The 16,022-nt window shown below is 40.2% G+C and carries 16 protein-coding genes; 13 read left to right on the top strand and 3 right to left on the bottom strand.

What is annotated here, in order from left to right; all coding sequences use genetic code 11:
* The first annotated feature begins 87 nt into the window (after positions 1–87).
* The 13 genes from J7E81_RS06910 (at position 88) to J7E81_RS06850 (ending at position 14,225) form a co-directional block, all read left to right on the top strand.
* Positions 88–963 (top strand): beta-keto acid cleavage family enzyme, encoded by an 876-nt coding sequence (locus tag J7E81_RS06910; RefSeq protein ID WP_215041429.1) that lies wholly within the window; start codon positions 88–90, stop codon positions 961–963.
* 310 nt (positions 964–1,273) lie between these two features.
* The gene (locus tag J7E81_RS06905) at positions 1,274–2,035 is read left to right on the top strand and encodes a cyclase family protein (RefSeq protein WP_215041428.1); all 762 of its coding nucleotides are present in this window, start codon (positions 1,274–1,276) and stop codon (positions 2,033–2,035) included.
* A 32-nt stretch (positions 2,036–2,067) separates the two neighbouring features.
* Complete coding sequence (locus tag J7E81_RS06900; RefSeq protein ID WP_215041427.1) at positions 2,068–2,973, top strand: LysR family transcriptional regulator; 906 nt, start codon at positions 2,068–2,070, stop codon at positions 2,971–2,973.
* Positions 2,974–3,406: 433 nt separating this feature from the next.
* Complete coding sequence (locus J7E81_RS06895) at positions 3,407–4,696, top strand: aromatic ring-hydroxylating oxygenase subunit alpha (protein WP_308162164.1); 1,290 nt, start codon at positions 3,407–3,409, stop codon at positions 4,694–4,696.
* 37 nt (positions 4,697–4,733) lie between these two features.
* On the top strand, positions 4,734–5,270 hold the full coding sequence (locus J7E81_RS06890) for an aromatic-ring-hydroxylating dioxygenase subunit beta (protein ID WP_215041425.1): 537 nt from the start codon (positions 4,734–4,736) through the stop codon (positions 5,268–5,270).
* Between the two features lie 71 nt (positions 5,271–5,341).
* Complete coding sequence (locus J7E81_RS06885) at positions 5,342–6,331, top strand: VOC family protein (RefSeq protein ID WP_215041424.1); 990 nt, start codon at positions 5,342–5,344, stop codon at positions 6,329–6,331.
* Between the two features lie 16 nt (positions 6,332–6,347).
* On the top strand, positions 6,348–7,247 hold the full coding sequence (locus J7E81_RS06880; protein WP_215041423.1) for a VOC family protein: 900 nt from the start codon (positions 6,348–6,350) through the stop codon (positions 7,245–7,247).
* A gap of 229 nt (positions 7,248–7,476) precedes the next feature.
* Positions 7,477–8,724, top strand: coding sequence for an MFS transporter (locus J7E81_RS06875; protein ID WP_215041422.1), 1,248 nt, complete (start codon positions 7,477–7,479; stop codon positions 8,722–8,724).
* Between the two features lie 261 nt (positions 8,725–8,985).
* Positions 8,986–10,002, top strand: a complete 1,017-nt coding sequence (locus J7E81_RS06870; protein ID WP_215041421.1) for a dihydrodipicolinate synthase family protein — start codon at positions 8,986–8,988, stop codon at positions 10,000–10,002.
* Positions 10,003–10,034: 32 nt separating this feature from the next.
* Complete coding sequence (locus tag J7E81_RS06865; protein WP_215041420.1) at positions 10,035–11,021, top strand: ornithine cyclodeaminase family protein; 987 nt, start codon at positions 10,035–10,037, stop codon at positions 11,019–11,021.
* A gap of 32 nt (positions 11,022–11,053) precedes the next feature.
* Positions 11,054–12,505: an aldehyde dehydrogenase family protein gene (locus tag J7E81_RS06860; RefSeq protein ID WP_215041419.1), complete on the top strand. Its 1,452-nt coding sequence runs from the start codon at positions 11,054–11,056 to the stop codon at positions 12,503–12,505.
* A 48-nt stretch (positions 12,506–12,553) separates the two neighbouring features.
* Positions 12,554–13,369 (top strand): 3-(cis-5,6-dihydroxycyclohexa-1,3-dien-1-yl)propanoate dehydrogenase, encoded by an 816-nt coding sequence (gene hcaB, locus J7E81_RS06855; RefSeq protein WP_215041418.1) that lies wholly within the window; start codon positions 12,554–12,556, stop codon positions 13,367–13,369.
* A 295-nt stretch (positions 13,370–13,664) separates the two neighbouring features.
* The gene (locus tag J7E81_RS06850; protein ID WP_215041417.1) at positions 13,665–14,225 is read left to right on the top strand and encodes a TetR/AcrR family transcriptional regulator; all 561 of its coding nucleotides are present in this window, start codon (positions 13,665–13,667) and stop codon (positions 14,223–14,225) included.
* 114 nt (positions 14,226–14,339) lie between these two features.
* Here the strand turns inward: J7E81_RS06850 and J7E81_RS06845 are convergent, their stop codons facing one another.
* The 3 genes from J7E81_RS06845 to J7E81_RS06840 form a co-directional block, all read right to left on the bottom strand.
* The gene (locus tag J7E81_RS06845; RefSeq protein WP_308162163.1) at positions 14,340–14,993 is read right to left on the bottom strand and encodes a class I SAM-dependent methyltransferase; all 654 of its coding nucleotides are present in this window, start codon (positions 14,991–14,993) and stop codon (positions 14,340–14,342) included.
* Positions 14,960–15,103: a hypothetical protein gene (locus J7E81_RS31065; RefSeq protein WP_308162155.1), complete on the bottom strand. Its 144-nt coding sequence runs from the start codon at positions 15,101–15,103 to the stop codon at positions 14,960–14,962. The genes J7E81_RS06845 and J7E81_RS31065 overlap by 34 nt, the downstream gene beginning before the upstream one ends.
* Positions 15,104–15,375: 272 nt before the next feature.
* Positions 15,376–15,954, bottom strand: coding sequence for a M15 family metallopeptidase (locus J7E81_RS06840; RefSeq protein WP_285291996.1), 579 nt, complete (start codon positions 15,952–15,954; stop codon positions 15,376–15,378).
* Between the last annotated feature and the right edge of the window lie 68 nt (positions 15,955–16,022).

The following is a 16,022-nucleotide window of genomic DNA, read 5'->3' as shown; positions in this document are numbered from 1 at the left end:
GTGATGGTCGGAACAGGACATAGCGTCGTTTTGGATACGGATGTATGACAATCTTAAAATAAACCATTCAAATAGGAGGCTTTTAATATGGCAAAGAGAAAAATTATTGTAACGGTAGCACCTACTAGTAACTTTCACGGGAAGGAAGCTAATTCTGCGCTTCCGGAGCAGCCAAAGGAAATTGCAGAAGAGGTTTACCGATGTTTAAATGCGGGTGCAGCGATTGCTCATATTCATGCAAGGGATCTTCACGGTGTTCCAACAAATGATGTGAATGTTTTCAAAGAAATTAAATCTGAAGTCACAGCAAAAAGTAATATTATTACACAATTTAGTACGGCTCCTGCAATGGTACCGGAAAGTCATATCGATGATGGCCTGCAGGTATTAGACGCAGAACCAGAAATGGCCTCACTTGATTGCGGATTAATGCAGGCCTATACAGGGAAATTTATAAAACCTACTTTATGGGACCGCGATTGGCTGATCAATGCTGCAAAAAAGATGAAAGAAAAAAATATTAAACCTGAATTAGAAATCTTTAATCATGCACAGCTTGAAGACGTGTTAAATATTTTTATGCCAATGGGTATCATCGATAGTCCGGCTTCGTTTAACTTTGTTTTTGGTATGCAGAAGATCAATCAGGGATCTATTCAATTTAGCATGGAAAACTTAACCCACATGGTCCGTAAATTACCTTCCAATGTATACTTTGGTGCAATGGGTATTGCCGCACAGCAGCATCAAGCAACAATCGCCTCTTTACTTCTGGGCGGGAATGTCCGTGTTGGATTTGAAGATAACATTTACTATAGAAAAGGGGAGCTTGCGACGAGCAATGCGCAGCTTGTCGAGAGAATCGTTGGCATCGCCACTGATTTAGGCTACGAAATCGCAACACCTGATGAAGCAAGAGAAATGTTAGGAATTAAGAAAATAGAAGCTACAAAAAGTATTTAAGCTGAACAATAGGCTGTGTTAAAGGTTATAGCTGATTTTTAGCAGGTTGATTGGAGCGGAAGGCGGCGAAGACTCCTGCGGGAGTACGGGGCTGGGGAGACCCCACAGGCGCTTAAGCGCCGAGGAGGCTCCCCGGCACGCCCGCGGAAAGCGAAGCCGCCTGGAGCGGATATCAACATTCAAGATTAACACAGCTAAACAATAAAGGAGTAACTATGACGAACCAATAAAGAGTTGCCAAACATCCTTGATAAGTTACTCCCGAAATTTTCTAATAAATAACATGGCCTAAGACTTGGGGGTAATCAGAATGAAATTTTACGATTTGAGCGTTTACTGGGAAAGCAACCCTTTTGCCGAACCATGGCCGCCAAAGGTTGAATTCTCAAACAGTACAGAAGAAGCGGTAAAGCTGGCAAAAAAACTGGATATAAATCCAAATGATTTTCAAGACGGTCAGGCATTAGCTGTCGAGAGTGTCAGCGCTGAAGTTTTTACCCATGTCGGCACCCACTGTGACGCGCCGATCCACTTCGGACCAACAACTGCAGGACAGCCCTCTCGTACCATCGACGAACTCCCTCTTGAGGATTTCTATGGTGACGGTGTCATTCTGGATATGCGGCATAAGGACCCAAGAAGCGGCATCACTGTGGAAGATGTACAGAATTCACTTTCCGATATGGAGTATACGATTAAGCCTAAGGACATCGTACTAATCATGACCGGCTATGATAAGCACATCTATAATGAAGCGTACCTCAGGGATCAGCCTGGAATGACTGGAGAGGCAACAGAATGGCTGATTGATCAGGGTGTTAAGCTTATGGGGATTGACGCCTATACCTTTGATCGGCCGTTTGGAGCAATGGTAGAGGACGTAAAAGCTGGAAATAAAAGTGCCTTGTTCCCTGCCCATTTTATTGGACGCAAAAAAGAGTATTACCATATTGAGAAATTAGGCAACCTCGACAAGGTACCGGTAAAACATGGCTTTAAATTTTGCGCATTTCCGATTAAAGTCAAGGGCGGTACCGCCGGTTCTGTACGTGCAGTAGCAATGATTGATTAGATGACTGTATAAAATCTATGCGAGGAGGATTTATGGAAATACGTCAATTGCGTTATTTCGTCTCCGTTGCAGAACATTTGAACTTTACTGAGGCAGCTAAGCAGCTTTTTGTTGCACAGCCGGCAGTAAGCCAGCAAATAGCTAGTTTAGAAAAAGCAATTGGTCTTAAACTCTTTCTGAGAGATAAGCATTCGGTGCAATTGACACCTGCTGGCAGAGTTTTTTTGAATGATGCGATTGAAATGTTAAATAAAGCCGATGAAGCTGTTAAAAGAGCAAGAAAAGCGGCAATGGGGGAAGTTGGACAATTAAGCATTGGTTTTTTAAACGCACCAGTTAAGAACTTCTTACCTGTCTTGGTTAAGGAATTCAGAAGAAAATACTCTCATATACAAATCGGTCTCAATCACTATCAGACTGGACAAATAGCTGAAAAATTAAGAAACGCTGAGGTTGACATTGCCTTTACCATGTCATTTAGACCCCAGGATATTGCCGAATGGCAGCATAAAACTTTGTTTTCGCAGCCTTATTGTGTATTTATCAATCAGGACCATCCGCTTGCCAGCAAAGATTATATTTCCATTTACGATCTTGTCGAGGAGCCCTTTGTAATGCTGGAAAGAAAAGAATCTCCACAAGGATACGACCATTTATTTACATTGCTAGCGAATCATGGTTTTTTACCAAATATCGCTATCCAAGCGGAGCGGATTGAAACGGTCTTAATGTTTGTTGAGGCAGGATTAGGAATTGCAGTTCTGCCGAAGCATCTGCAAGTATACGCCAATCCCACTCTTCGATATTTAGAAATCGAAGAATGGGATCACACGGTTGATATCATTGTTGCTTGGAAACAAGCAAATACAAACCCATCTATCCCTTTGTTTCTGAACGAGCTAGATTCCATCCTAATTGGTAATAAATATTGCTTATAACCGAGATAATTTTAAGATATTTCAAATTACTCTTCACACCTAGTAAGATGTAACTAGGAAAGCATAACTCTTTATGCTTAAAGAGGATTTGCATAAAAATTATCTCGATATTGTTTACAGAAAATTCTTGAAAGTGTCATTTTTGTTTGATATATTAAAACAAACCGGTCGGTTTGGAAGAGAGAGTGTATATTCGCAGCGAATTCAGAGTCGTTGATCATGACCTTTATATTGAAGATTTTAATTTAAAGATGATACTGAAAGCGTTAACAAGAAAATCCTCTTCTATTATCTAATCAGATGTGGATGCGGCAGTTTAAGCATTCAACGAAAAATGGCTTCATCTCGGGTAGAAATAAAAAAAACAGAAGGAGTTGTTTCTATTGGAAAATCAGACTCTTCAAGATGTAAAGCTTAGTGACGGAACAAAGAGATTAACAGTTTAGTTAACGCGGAAGAAGGAATTATTTCACCCAGAATATTTTCAGATGCAGAGATTCATCAGCTTGAGCTTGAAAAAATATTCGCAAAGGTATGGAATTTTGTTGCTCATGAGACTGAAATCCCGAATAAAGGCGATTTTGTCACTCGCTATATCGGTAGTGATCGTGTGATTGTCGTTCGGGAAGAAATGGATAAAATTAATGTCTTACTAAATGTCTGTATGCACAAAGGAATGCACCTTTGCCGAACAGACTCCGGCAATGGAAAGAACTTCCGGTGTATCTATCATGGCTGGACCTATAAAACGGATGGGACGGTAATGGGAGCACCGGCCGCTAAAGAAGCTTATAAAGGTGCGTTTGAAAGAAATAAATTTAAATTGGTAAATGCCCGAGTAGAAACTTACGCAGGTCTTGTTTTTGCAACATTTAACGAGGATGCCCCTTCATTAGATGAATGGCTTGGGGATGCAAAGTTTTACTTGGATTGTTATTTTGACAGAACACCGCAGGGAATGGAAGTCGTTGGACCACCGATGCGCTGGGTTATAAACGCCAACTGGAAATCTGCAGCAGACAATTTTGCATCAGATTCATACCACACTTTGATGACACATTACTCAGGAGTTGAATTAGGACAGCTGCCTCCAAATCCTATGTTTGCCAGTCATGGAGTTCAAGTAGCCTTGGAAAATGGCCATGGTATAGGAATTGTGGGAGCTCCGCCAAACATACCGCTGCCTGAGTATTTAGGTTTACCGGAAGAAGTGGTGACAGAAGTCAAAAAGAAGCTGACAGATCAACAGTTAGAAACGTTAAGAAGATCGAACTTTGTACCAGGAAATATTTTTCCAAATCTTTCAATCTTAAATGTCATGCAGCTTCCTGGATTAGAAGAAAACGAAGCACCTATTCCATTCATGACCATGCGTGTATGGATTCCAAGAGGTCCACAAGAGCTTGAACTTATCAGCTGGTTCCTTGTTGAAAAAGAAGCACCACAATGGTTTAAAGATCAAAGCAGAGATAATTATATTCGTAATTTTGGGGCTAGTGGAATGTTTGAAGCAGATGATGCTGAAATTTGGACTGGTATTGCCAGAGTCACGCAGGGAGTAACGGCCCGTCAAAAGTTAAAGCTCCAATATATTATGGGATTAGATGCAGACCATGATCCAAAAGATTGGCCTGGACCAGGGAAAATCACCCATACAACCTATACGGAAGAAAATTCCCGCAATTTCTTTGGCCAATGGGCGAAATTAATGTCAGAAAAATAACGAAATACCGAGTGATGAAATCATGGGAGGGTTCGATATGAATGGAAAAATCGATTTGAAAAGCAGACCGTTAGGGTTTACTGATCCTCTATATTTAGAAGCCTATGGTTTTTTGGTGACTGAGGCTGCTTTTTTGGATAATAATCAATTCCAAGAATGGAAGTCTATGTTGAGTGAAGATTTACTTTATACCATGCCAGTTAGAACAACTCATGAAAATGTATTCCAAACGCAGTTCTCTAAGGACATGTTTCATTTCTATGAAAACTATAGGTCTATTGGGCTAAGAATTAGACGGATGGAAACAGAATATGCTTGGGCAGAAGATCCTGCATCAAGGGCTCGCAGATTTGTGACCAATGTGCGCGTGTCGGAACTGGAAGATAACAGACTGGACGTGAAAAGTTATCAACTAGTCACACGCAGCCGGCTTGACGCTACTGACTCTCAATTGCTTTCAATGGAACGATGCGACCTATTAGAACAAACAGATAGTGGCCTGAAATTGGTGAAGCGTGAAATATATGCCGATTCAACTATTATTGGAATGAAAAATCTGCAGATTTTCCTATAATACTTACAAGTTCAAATTCTATTTTAACGGGACACTTATGTAACCGTTTTAATAAATGAGGAGTGTTAACCATGAGTCAACAGCCTTTAGTAAAAAATCCTTTATTAGGAACAAACGATATCAATCAAGTCTGTTTTGTCGTCAAAGATATTGAGAAGGCATCCGTATCTTGGGCCAAGCTGCTTGGAACGGTGGTTCCGGAACCTTTTGTCACTGCATCAGAGGAATTTTCACAGGTTAAATATTACGGAGAGCCGACGCCGGCACGAAACAAATTAGCCTTTTTTGACACACCAGGAGTTCAAATTGAATTAGTTGAACCAGATTCCGTACAAAACTTAATGCGTGAGTGCTTAGAAAAAGACGGAGAAGGTTATAACCACTTTGCAGTTGACGTAGATAATATTTCAGAAACATTAGAAACAATGCCGGAAAAATATACAGTTGCTCAAACTGGCGAGTTTTATCCTGATAAAGGCCGCTATGCGTTCCTTGCAACGCGCGAGAAGTATAAAACGTTAATTGAATTGTTAGAGCATGAAGGACAAAAGCCGGACTGCCCTTTGTCCCCGCTGACAGGTGACAGCCAATATGCGGGCAAGCCTCTGTTAGGAACAAACAAGATTGCGCAAATTGCTTTTGTTGTTCGCGATGTGAAAGAAGCTCAAAAGGCTTGGTGTAACATGCTTGGAGTGGAACCTTCGACCGTCTTCCATTCAGGTTATGAAGGTGTCAATAAGGTTTCGATGTATAATGGCCAGCCTACAACAGGAAGAAGCCACTTTACTTTTATTCAAACGCCTCGAGTCCAAGTTGAATTAGTTCAGCCCGACAGTGATTCACCTAGTACATGGTTGGAGCATTTAGAGAAAAACGGTGAAGGGCTTCATCATATTGCATTCTTTGTGGACAGTGTAGATGAGAAACGAGATTTCTTAAATAGCTTAGGTTTCCCAACTATTCAAGAAGGACTCTTCTATGATGGCTCAGGTAAATACGCTTATATGGATACAACTTCTGAATACTCTGTGATCATTGAACTTCTAGAAATGTTCAAATAAGGATGGAGGGTTATAAATGGCAATTGAAAAATTAGCGCATGCGGAGCTTAGGGTTCCCGATATTGGTCAGGCAGTTGAATATAATATCAATGTGTTTGGCCTTAGAGAGATTGATAGAATAGGTGAAACCGTATACTTGGGATGCGGCTTTGATCATAACTATGATTTAGCTTTAACACCAGGTGGAACAGGAATACCCCATTTTGCCTTTCAAGTAAACAATGAAGATGATTTAAAAATGTATAAAAAACGGGTGGAAAACTATGGATTAAAAGTGGAAGAACGCAGCGATGCTGAACCAGGTGAGAAAAAAGCAATATGTTTTGATTTGCCTGCCACAAACGTTCCAATTCGGATGGAATTGATCACCGTAGCGGACCGACCAGCCTATTTTAATCCAGCTTTTAGTCCAATCAGAACATTAATAGGAGCAGGTGCACATGATCTCGATCATCTAGGTTTAAAGGTAGCAAACTCCAATAAAGTGGCGGAGTTTTTAGAAACTGCTTTAGATTTTAAAATGTCGGATATATTCATGCCTGCACCGGGCATTTATGGTGCCGTATGGTCCCGCGTCAAGGATTACCACCATGAATTAGCCTTCATGTCTGGGGTTGGAGGTCCAACAGAATCATTAGATCATATTGCATTCTATTTTGAAAACATTGACCACATGAAAAGAGCATTGGATATGCTCGCTATGCATGATTTAAAACTCGAATTTGGTATAGGCCGGCATGCGCTCGGGGCTAATTTGTACGCTTACTTTTGGGCTTGTGGAAATCGATATGAATTGAGTGCGGAAATGCCAAGGGTAGTAGATGACCATGCAGAAACAGTATTTTGGAACGATATTACCAAATCAATGAGTTCATGGGGCGTGCAGATGCCCGCTTCATTTAAGAACGGATCTTGATTCGTTTTACTTGAGTAGAATTAATTTTTAAGTAACGATTCTAAACATGTTTGCTTAAGAACTTTTAAATTTTTAAACACCTTTGCTCCGTCAATGAAAAAAAGATTCGAAGGTTACTATAGTGGTTTGGGGGTTCTTTAAAAAATTGAGGGGACCTCCTTGAAAAAATTTTTCAATCATGTGTCAAACTTCTGGGTCCATTATTGTTTAAGGAGAAAGGGTGGAACATTTGGAAAAAAGAAGGTTTTGGAGTTATGAGAATAAATTAGTAACTATTTTTTTCTTCTCGATTGGATTTGTATTTTTTGACCGATTAGCCATTAATTATCTTGTTCCCTTTATCCAGAAGGATTTTGCTCTAACCAATACTCAAATTGGTCTAATTGGTTCCGCGTTAGCGATCACTTGGGCCATTTCTGGACCATTGGGAGGTTATTTATCCGACAGGGTTAAAAGCCCCAAAATCATCTTGGCTATATTCATCTTTGCTTTTTCTCTCGTATCGCTATTGCAAGGATTTGCTGCCTCTTTTGCAATGATCCTTATTTTACGCTTGCTTATGGGAGTTCTCGAAGGCCCGATTACACCGATTACCCAATCTATTTTGGCAATAGAATCTTCAGAGAAGCGTCGTGGCTTCAACATGGGATTCACGATGAATACTGGTAATGCTGTATTCGGAAGTTTTCTGGCGCCACTTATCATCGTGGGTCTGGCAAATGCTTTTGATTGGCGGACTGCCTTTTATTTAACGATTATTCCAGGTATCATTTTGGCTATTTTCATTATGAAGTCTGTGAAAAACCCGGATAAGGGCGTAACCCCAGTCAATTCTCCTGCTGCTTCAAGAGAAAAAGTGGGCTTTAAAGAAGTAATGAAACACCGGAACATTTGGTTATCCGTCGTTATATTCAGTTTCTTTATGATCTATGTAATGGCTTTCAACATCTTTGGTCCAACCTTTCTTGTGAATTATAAACACTTGTCTTCGGGCACCATGAGTATCATTATGGCGGCGTTTGGGGCAGGATTTGCCATCTTTGGTATTGTCGTTCCCGCCATTTCAGATCGGATCGGCCGAAAACCAACTACACTCATTTTTGGAGTTCTTTCCATATTTACTCCACTTGCTGTCGTATATTTGGATTCCGTTGGGTTAATTATTGCTTTGGTTTTTCTATTTTCCTCGGGTATGGGTGTAGGAGCATTAGTGATGTCAGTTATACCGGCTGAATCGGTCCCACTTCAATATGCTGGAGTTACAGTAGGATTAACCATTGGGATTGGGGAAATCTTTGGCGGTGTACTTAACCCTGTGTTAAGTGGTATGGCTGCCGATGCTTGGGGGCTTACTGCGCCACTTTTGATTAGCTCCTCTGCAGCGGTTCTTGCCTTTATTTTCTCACTATTTATTCAAGAAACCGCACCAGTTAGGGTTCAGATGAACAACGAAATGGAAACGACAGTAAAAGTCTAATTCTTAGTAATACTGCACAAAAAGACCCACAGCCTGTATAAGGTTGTGGGTTAGATTGGAACCTGGACAAGTTAACGGCAACGTAATGTCAAAGGCAGTTGCTTGTCTGAATGTTCCGGTATGGAAATTTTTTTTACGAATTTCTTGTAATAACGAATCCTTATAACCAACATAATTTTTCGATATTTCATATTATTATTGCAATCTATTACTATTTACCTATAAAGCGTTCCTATTATCTTTAAAGGAGAGAAAAATAAAATGTCACAGTATACAAGATTGGAAGCAAGAGAGTGGGCAAGAGAAAATTTACATGGACTTGCAAACGTTGTCATTCCATCATTTTCCCAAGATCTAACCAAGTTAAACGAAAAAGGGATCAGACATGATGTAAGAAGATGTATGGAGTTAGGATTTACTGGGACATTACTTGTAGCAGAAACCGCTACCACATTAGAAGAATATAACCAATTTACTAAATGGGCAGTGGATGAGGCAAAAGGGAAATTAACAATCATTCACCATGCAGCTTTTAATACGCTGGAAGAGAACATTCAAGCTGTTCAGGCCGCTGAAGAAGCAGGAGCTGCTTTAGTGCTCCTTTCATACCCAGCCAATTTTTATCCGAAGGACAGTCAGGAAATCTATCAATATACAAAAGCGTTTGCTGAATCTACGAATTTAGGTATTGTTCTTTTCCCTGTTCCGCTATGGGGATTTGAACGCTTGCATCCTGCGGCTATTGATCCAAAAATTATTAGACAGCTTCTGGATGATGTTCCGAATATTGTCGCAATTAAAGCAGAGGGTGGAATGCCATTAATTGCCGGTTTTACTGAATGTTATCAATTATTTAATGATGAGGTAATTGTCACTACTCCTTTAGAAAAAGATGCATTTGCATTAGGTAATCTAGTTCCAATTCAATGGATGGGTACAAGTAACTATGAAATGTACGGAGATGTATTGCCAAAACTATTTAATTTAATGAAAGAAGGAAGAGTTGAGGAAGTATATGAACAGTATTGGAAATTGCAGCCCGCTAGATCTACCATTGGCAAGTTTATGGCATCTTCAGATGGCGCAGGTCTAGTTAATCGTATGCTTTGGAAGTATGCATCTTGGCTGACTGGCTTTAATGGCGGACCATTACGCCAGCCAACGATGAAAGTTAACTCGACTCATATGACGGCTATTCGTCAAGCTCTAATTAAATCTGGTATTGAAGTATCGAACGATGATGACTGTCAATTCTTCCTTGGCCGTTATCAAGACTAATAGAAATAAAACTATGATACTGGGGTGATTATATGACGTTAATTTTAAGCTTAAAAGATGTTGAGCAGGCAATAAATATGAAAAATATGATTGAACAAATTGAGGAAGGGCTTATAGAAGAACATAACGGCAATGTGAACATGCCGCCGCGAATGAACATGTCTACGAATAACCAAGGATTTTTTCGATTGATGCCTGCAGTAATGAATGATAGCGGTTATATGGGGTTTAAAGCTTTTTTCAAAAGTGGACCAAAGGTACGATATCTGATTGGGATCATAGACCAAAACGAAAATAATTTGGAGGCTGTGATGGACTCCTCTTATTTAACGGCAGTTAGAACAGGGGCGACAACTGGGTTAGCGACTAAATATTTAGCTAGGGAGACTGCAAAAACGGTTGGGGTAATCGGCTCTGGTCTGGAGGCCCGTACGAATTTAGAGGCAGTTTGTGCGGTTAGAGATATTGAGTACGTAAAGGTGTATAGTCCGAACCCTCAGCGCAGGGAACTTTACGCTGCGGAAATGAGCAAAAAGCTTGGCATTCATGTGGAGGCGGTCGAGTCACCGGCGTTGGCAGTAGAAGCTGTGGACATTGTTAATGTATGTACCAACACATCTACGAAAGGAAATGGCGTTGCTTTTGAAGGTAAATGGATCAGAAGGGGAATGCATGTAAACTCGATTGGATCCACTATGCCAATCATGAGGGAAATTGATACAGATACATTCGAAACAGCTGACTCTATAGTGATTGATACGAAACATCTTGAAGCAGAATCTGGCGATGTTCTCGAAGCGATAAAAAGTGGACAATACGATCGTTCGAAAGTAGTTGAACTAAAAGAACTGGCAGCAGGACAAAAAGTGCGGACAGCTGACGAGCAAATTACCCTTTTCAAATCGGTTGGTACGGCAGTTCAGGATATCATGGCAGCTCGGGCTGTATATGAGGAAGCGAAGAAGCTAAATGTTGGAACCGATGTAGGTGACTTTTTAGAGGCAAAGATGTTTAATTAATATTCCCCAATTTTAAAGGAGGGTGAAACATAATGAGTGGTGTTTCGACGACTCAAAATGGTACTGGTCTTTATATAAACGGTGAATGGTTAGAGACCAATGAAAAGATGAAAGTGTACAACAAGTTTACCCAAGAGGTAATTGGTGAGGCAGCCGTTGCTGGGCAGCAGGATGTGGATGCAGCGATTAAAGCTGCAAATGAAGCAATGGCTAATCGACCAATACCAGCCCATGAAAGATTCGAAATACTGAAACGTACGGCGGAACTCATTTCGAAAAATGCAGCAGAGATCGCTCAATTAATCGCGAAAGAAGGGGGAAAGCCTTTAAAGGATGCGACTGCAGAAGTCAATCGCTCGGTACAAGTTGTAATGACTGCTGCCGAAGAGGCGAAAAGAATTCATGGTGAGACAGTATCTCTTGATGCCGTTCCAGGATCCGAAAATCGAATGGGCGTTTATATTCGCGTACCTGTAGGTGTTGTTGCGGCCATTACACCTTTTAACTTCCCGATGAATTTAGTCGTTCATAAAGTAGCACCTGCTATCGCTGCTGGTTGTGCAGTTGTTCTTAAACCTGCATCAACTACGCCGCTAAGTGCGATCTACTTATGCAATTTGTTAGAAGAAGCTGGTTTGCCGAAAGGATATATTAACTTAGTTATTGGCTCAGGCCGTACCGTAGGCGATTATTTGGTTGGACATCCTGACAAAAAGATGATTACTTTTACAGGCAGTCCTAATGTTGGTTTGCGTATTAAACAAAACAGCGGATTTAATCGGGTTACACTAGAATTAGGCAATAATTCAGGAAATATCGTCCATTCGGATGCTGACCTAGATTTGGCGGCTGAATTGTTAGCAAAAAAAGCATTTGGCTCAGCAGGACAATTTTGCGTATCGGTACAAAGAGTTTATGTCCATGAGGACGTCATCGACGCTTTTACAAAAAAAATGGTAGAAGCTACAAATAACTTAGTTGTGGGAAATCCTTTAGACCCTAATACAGATGTAGGTCCTCTGATTACTTTAGAAGAGGCGAAAAGAATAGAAGACTGGATTAAAGAGGCTGTAAGTGATGGTGCAGAAGTGCTTACAGGTGGTACTCGAGATGGAGTGGTCGTACAGCCAACACTATTAAGAAATGTAAACTCTAGCATGAAAGTGGTCTGCGAAGAGGTTTTTGGACCTGTTGCTTCTATTATTCCATACCAAACATTTGATCAGGCCATTGATCTTGTCAACGATTCAGAATATGGTCTCCAAGCAGGTGTCTTTACCAATAATGTGAACTTGGCGTGGAAGGCTGCCAAAAAGATTCAAACGGGCGGCGTGATTATTAATGATACTTCCTCTTACCGCGCAGATATTATGCCATACGGCGGAATAGACAAGAGTGGGGCTGGCAGAGAAGGTCCAAGGTTCGCAGTAGAAGAAATGACGGATATCAGAATGGTTGTTTTTAATGTCCAGGACGATAAATAGAATGTTCTAACTATAGATTAAAACTTGTTGTAAAGGGGCTATTGATATATGTGCTGGTTAGAAGGAAAGGTCGCATTAATCACCGGAGGGGGTTCCGGCATTGGCCGGGCATTGGTTGAGAGGTTTCTTGATGAAGGTGCTCGTGTTGGTGTATTAGAGCGTTCGGATCAAAAAGTAATAGATTTGCAGGAACAATTTGATGACCGTGTAGTGGTAGTTCAAGGGGATGTAACTCTGCTTGAGGATAATGAAAGAGCAGTAGCTGAAACGGTGCGAGCATTTGGTAAGATTGATACATTTATCGGCAATGCCGGTATCTTTGATTACTTTGTCACATTACCAGATTTGCCAAAGGAAAATCTTGAGAAATCGTTTGAACAGATTTTTGGTGTAAATGTGAAGGGACCTCTTTATGGTGCTAAAGCAGTTCTGCCTGAATTACTAAAGACACGAGGAAACATTGTTTTTACAGTTTCTAACGCAGGATTTTATCCTGCAGGCGGCGGCCCGCTTTACACGGCATCCAAACATGCTGTAGTGGGTTTGATCCGTGAATTAGCATATGAACTATCTCCTAAAATTCGGGTGAATGGAGTTGCACCGGGGGGTACTCTTACAGATTTAAGGGGACCAGAAGCATTAGGACAAGAAAAACAAACACAATCAAGTGTAGATAATATAGAAGAACTAATGAGTTCTATAACTCCTTTACATGTAGTACCTTCCCCTCAAGATCATACAAGTGCCTATGTCATGTTAGCTTCAAACAAGGATTCAATGGCGATTACAGGTGTTATTATTAACAGTGATGGCGGGCTTGGTGTACGAGGATTTCATTCAATTGCAGGCGGAGAGCACCTATAAATGGTTGCTGCTCCAAATCATAAAATTTATAAAAAGCCTATTTAGAATATGATATTCATATCTAAATAGGCTTTTTTCTGCTTTCTTATTTTTTTTCAATTAATTTCAAGGCTTCATTATATATTGGTATCAGGTTGGATCCTGTCTCTTGGGGAAATTAGCAGCTTTTCATTTCATTTGTTTCTAGTATGCATTTACGGAGGTAAAGACATAATTCACAACAAAAGCCTTTGAAATAGAAAGATTTTTTGATAGTGTAATAAACAGGAGTACTCCGAGGAGGTTTACAACGGAAATGGATACAAAATCGATGATCATCGACGTCTCCACAACTCTTTTTCAACAAAAAGGGTATATAGGCGTAGGTTTAAATGAAATATTAAAAACATGTAACATCTCAAAAGGCTCGCTCTATCATCATTTTCCGAACGGAAAAGAAGAATTACTTATTGCCTGCCTGCAGTCCATGAGTGAGTCGATTACGACAGACATTGAGAAGATTTTTAAACGATATCAAACTACCCAAGAAGCCACACAGGTAATGATTGAACAATTAATTGACACCTATAATCGAGAAGGTACCATTGCTGGTTATACCTTTACCAGTATTGTTAGTGAAATGGCATCATTAAGTAATCCTGTCCGAAATGCCTGTTCTTCTTTATACATAAAAATGCAAGCGATTTACTCGGAAAAGTTAGTAGCAGATGGGTTTTCAAAAGAAACAGCTGATTCTATTGCTGTTATGATGACAGCTGCTTTCGAAGGCGGAATTATGCTCTGTCTAACACAAAAATCCAGCCACCCATTAAAAGTTATGTTGCAATTATTACCTAAGCTCATGAGAATAGACTAATAATGGACGATTTATTCGTTATTTTTAATAAACCAATACATACGGGCTATTTTTACGATAACTTGTATGTATTGGTTTATTTCTGTGTCAAATACGCCCTTTGTATTGATTTCCTTATTCTTTATAGCCGACGACTCGAATCCTTTTATAATCACCAATCCAGCTGCCGTCCTTATACAGAGCCTCTTTTAAATTGGTTTCCACCTTTGCGATTAGGCCGGCTTTTCTACTTTCAGGAACACCTGCTAACATGCCGCCACAGAACATATCGATCCAGTTTTTAATGGCAGATTCCCCCTCCAATGGAGTTGGCCGGTCAAAGTGATGGGCAAATGTTACTCTGAATCCGGCTTGTTCCATTAAGGACGAGTATTCAGCAATACTTGGAAAAAACCAAGGAAAACTTTCTAGGTCTAAAGTGAAACCTTCTGCCTCTATCTGATGAATCACTTCATCTGATATAGCCTGAACGTTACCCTTGCCGCCAAATTCAGCCACAAATCTTCCGCCTTTTTTTAAGCTATTATAAATACAAGTTAGTGCTGGCTTTGGCTGTTTGATCCAATGAAGTGCAGCGTTGGAAAATACAGCATCAAATTCATGTTGAAATGCTAACTCAGTTGCATCTTGAACGAGGAACTCTATAGTTGGGTATTTACTTCTAGCTTGCTCAATCATTTTCGCGGATTTATCCACTCCGGTAATCTCTGCACCAAAACCAGCTAACTTTCTTGCTAAGTCACCTGTTCCACAGCCAAGATCAAGGATTCTCCCTTTCGCGGAGCTAATAACTCAATTAAACTTTCTCCATACATCGATACAAATGAATGTTTAGAATCGTATAAATTGGCATTCCATGAGTCCATTATTTTTCCCATCTAAATCGCTCCTTTAAAATGAACTGTATATTCCTTTGATTTGATTATAATGGAGTAGTTAAATAATGGATATTAACAAAAAATAAAGAATTTAATAACGAACCGTTATTAAATAAAGGGATCTACATGGATATAAAGTGGTTTAGAACCTTTATTATTTGTGGAAGCGTCTGAAGAGCTTTTTCTGACTCAGTTTGCAATTACTAAACAAATTTGTTTCTAAAAACACAAAGCACCGCAGAAGCGCGGTGCCATAAGTAACTATTATATTCTTAATCTTTGTCGAGATCTGCTGTTAGCGATGTGCCAGAAGGTCTCTCGCCATTCTGCAAATCAGCAATGGTCAAGCCGAAATTCATTTCTAAATGGGGGTAATCTTTAAAGCCCTTCCAGTCACCGCCCCATTCAAAACCTAAAGCCTTTGCCATTTGAACGACTTCAGCCCAGTCTGCCACTCCATTTTCATTTCGATCATATTCCCTATCCCAAATTACATCACCTGAAGGGGTCTTTAATGCAAAGTCAATCGCAAGCCCAAAGTTGTGATAGGACTCTCCTCCCTTGGCATTTGTAACAATATTCCCCCCGGCTGTACGGCCTTGTTGATAAAGTTTATCCTGATCAGCGGCACTACGAAAACCATCTGTTATCACAACTTCAATACCTTTTTTAGCGGCTTGCTGGATTAATTGATCGCTCCGTTCTTTTACAACTGGATTAAGTTCTGTAGGTAAGGGTACCGACTGATTTTTTTTCAAGTCCGTAGAGGATTTAGAATCCAAATAGAATAGGATGAAGACCAGAACTAGAGTGATAGTAAACAATACACTTCCTATCCGTTTTAGCTTCAAAATGACTAGTCCTTTCATAAAAGTTATTTCATTATAATAAGATGAGAATCATCTAAGTGTTGTTTCGT

Origin of the sequence: Bacillus sp. ISL-18 (assembly GCF_018613415.1) — a bacterium.
Taxonomy (GTDB): Bacteria; Bacillota; Bacilli; order Bacillales; family Cytobacillaceae; genus Neobacillus.
Note: the sequence above shows the minus strand (reverse complement) of the source record. Positions and strands in the feature narration are given on the sequence as shown.

Bases quoted from the DNA above. Each gene is read 5' to 3' on its own strand.
- J7E81_RS06910 (WP_215041429.1), top strand. From the start codon at position 88: ATGGCAAAGAGAAAAATTATTGTAACGGTAGCACCTACTAGTAACTTT.
- J7E81_RS06905 (WP_215041428.1), top strand. From the start codon at position 1,274: ATGAAATTTTACGATTTGAGCGTTTACTGGGAAAGCAACCCTTTTGCC.
- J7E81_RS06900 (WP_215041427.1), top strand. From the start codon at position 2,068: ATGGAAATACGTCAATTGCGTTATTTCGTCTCCGTTGCAGAACATTTG.
- J7E81_RS06890 (WP_215041425.1), top strand. From the start codon at position 4,734: ATGAATGGAAAAATCGATTTGAAAAGCAGACCGTTAGGGTTTACTGAT.
- J7E81_RS06885 (WP_215041424.1), top strand. From the start codon at position 5,342: ATGAGTCAACAGCCTTTAGTAAAAAATCCTTTATTAGGAACAAACGAT.
- J7E81_RS06880 (WP_215041423.1), top strand. From the start codon at position 6,348: ATGGCAATTGAAAAATTAGCGCATGCGGAGCTTAGGGTTCCCGATATT.
- J7E81_RS06870 (WP_215041421.1), top strand. From the start codon at position 8,986: ATGTCACAGTATACAAGATTGGAAGCAAGAGAGTGGGCAAGAGAAAAT.
- J7E81_RS06865 (WP_215041420.1), top strand. From the start codon at position 10,035: ATGACGTTAATTTTAAGCTTAAAAGATGTTGAGCAGGCAATAAATATG.
- J7E81_RS06860 (WP_215041419.1), top strand. From the start codon at position 11,054: ATGAGTGGTGTTTCGACGACTCAAAATGGTACTGGTCTTTATATAAAC.
- hcaB (WP_215041418.1), top strand. From the start codon at position 12,554: ATGTGCTGGTTAGAAGGAAAGGTCGCATTAATCACCGGAGGGGGTTCC.
- J7E81_RS06850 (WP_215041417.1), top strand. From the start codon at position 13,665: ATGGATACAAAATCGATGATCATCGACGTCTCCACAACTCTTTTTCAA.
- J7E81_RS31065 (WP_308162155.1), bottom strand. From the start codon at position 15,103: ATGGGAAAAATAATGGACTCATGGAATGCCAATTTATACGATTCTAAA.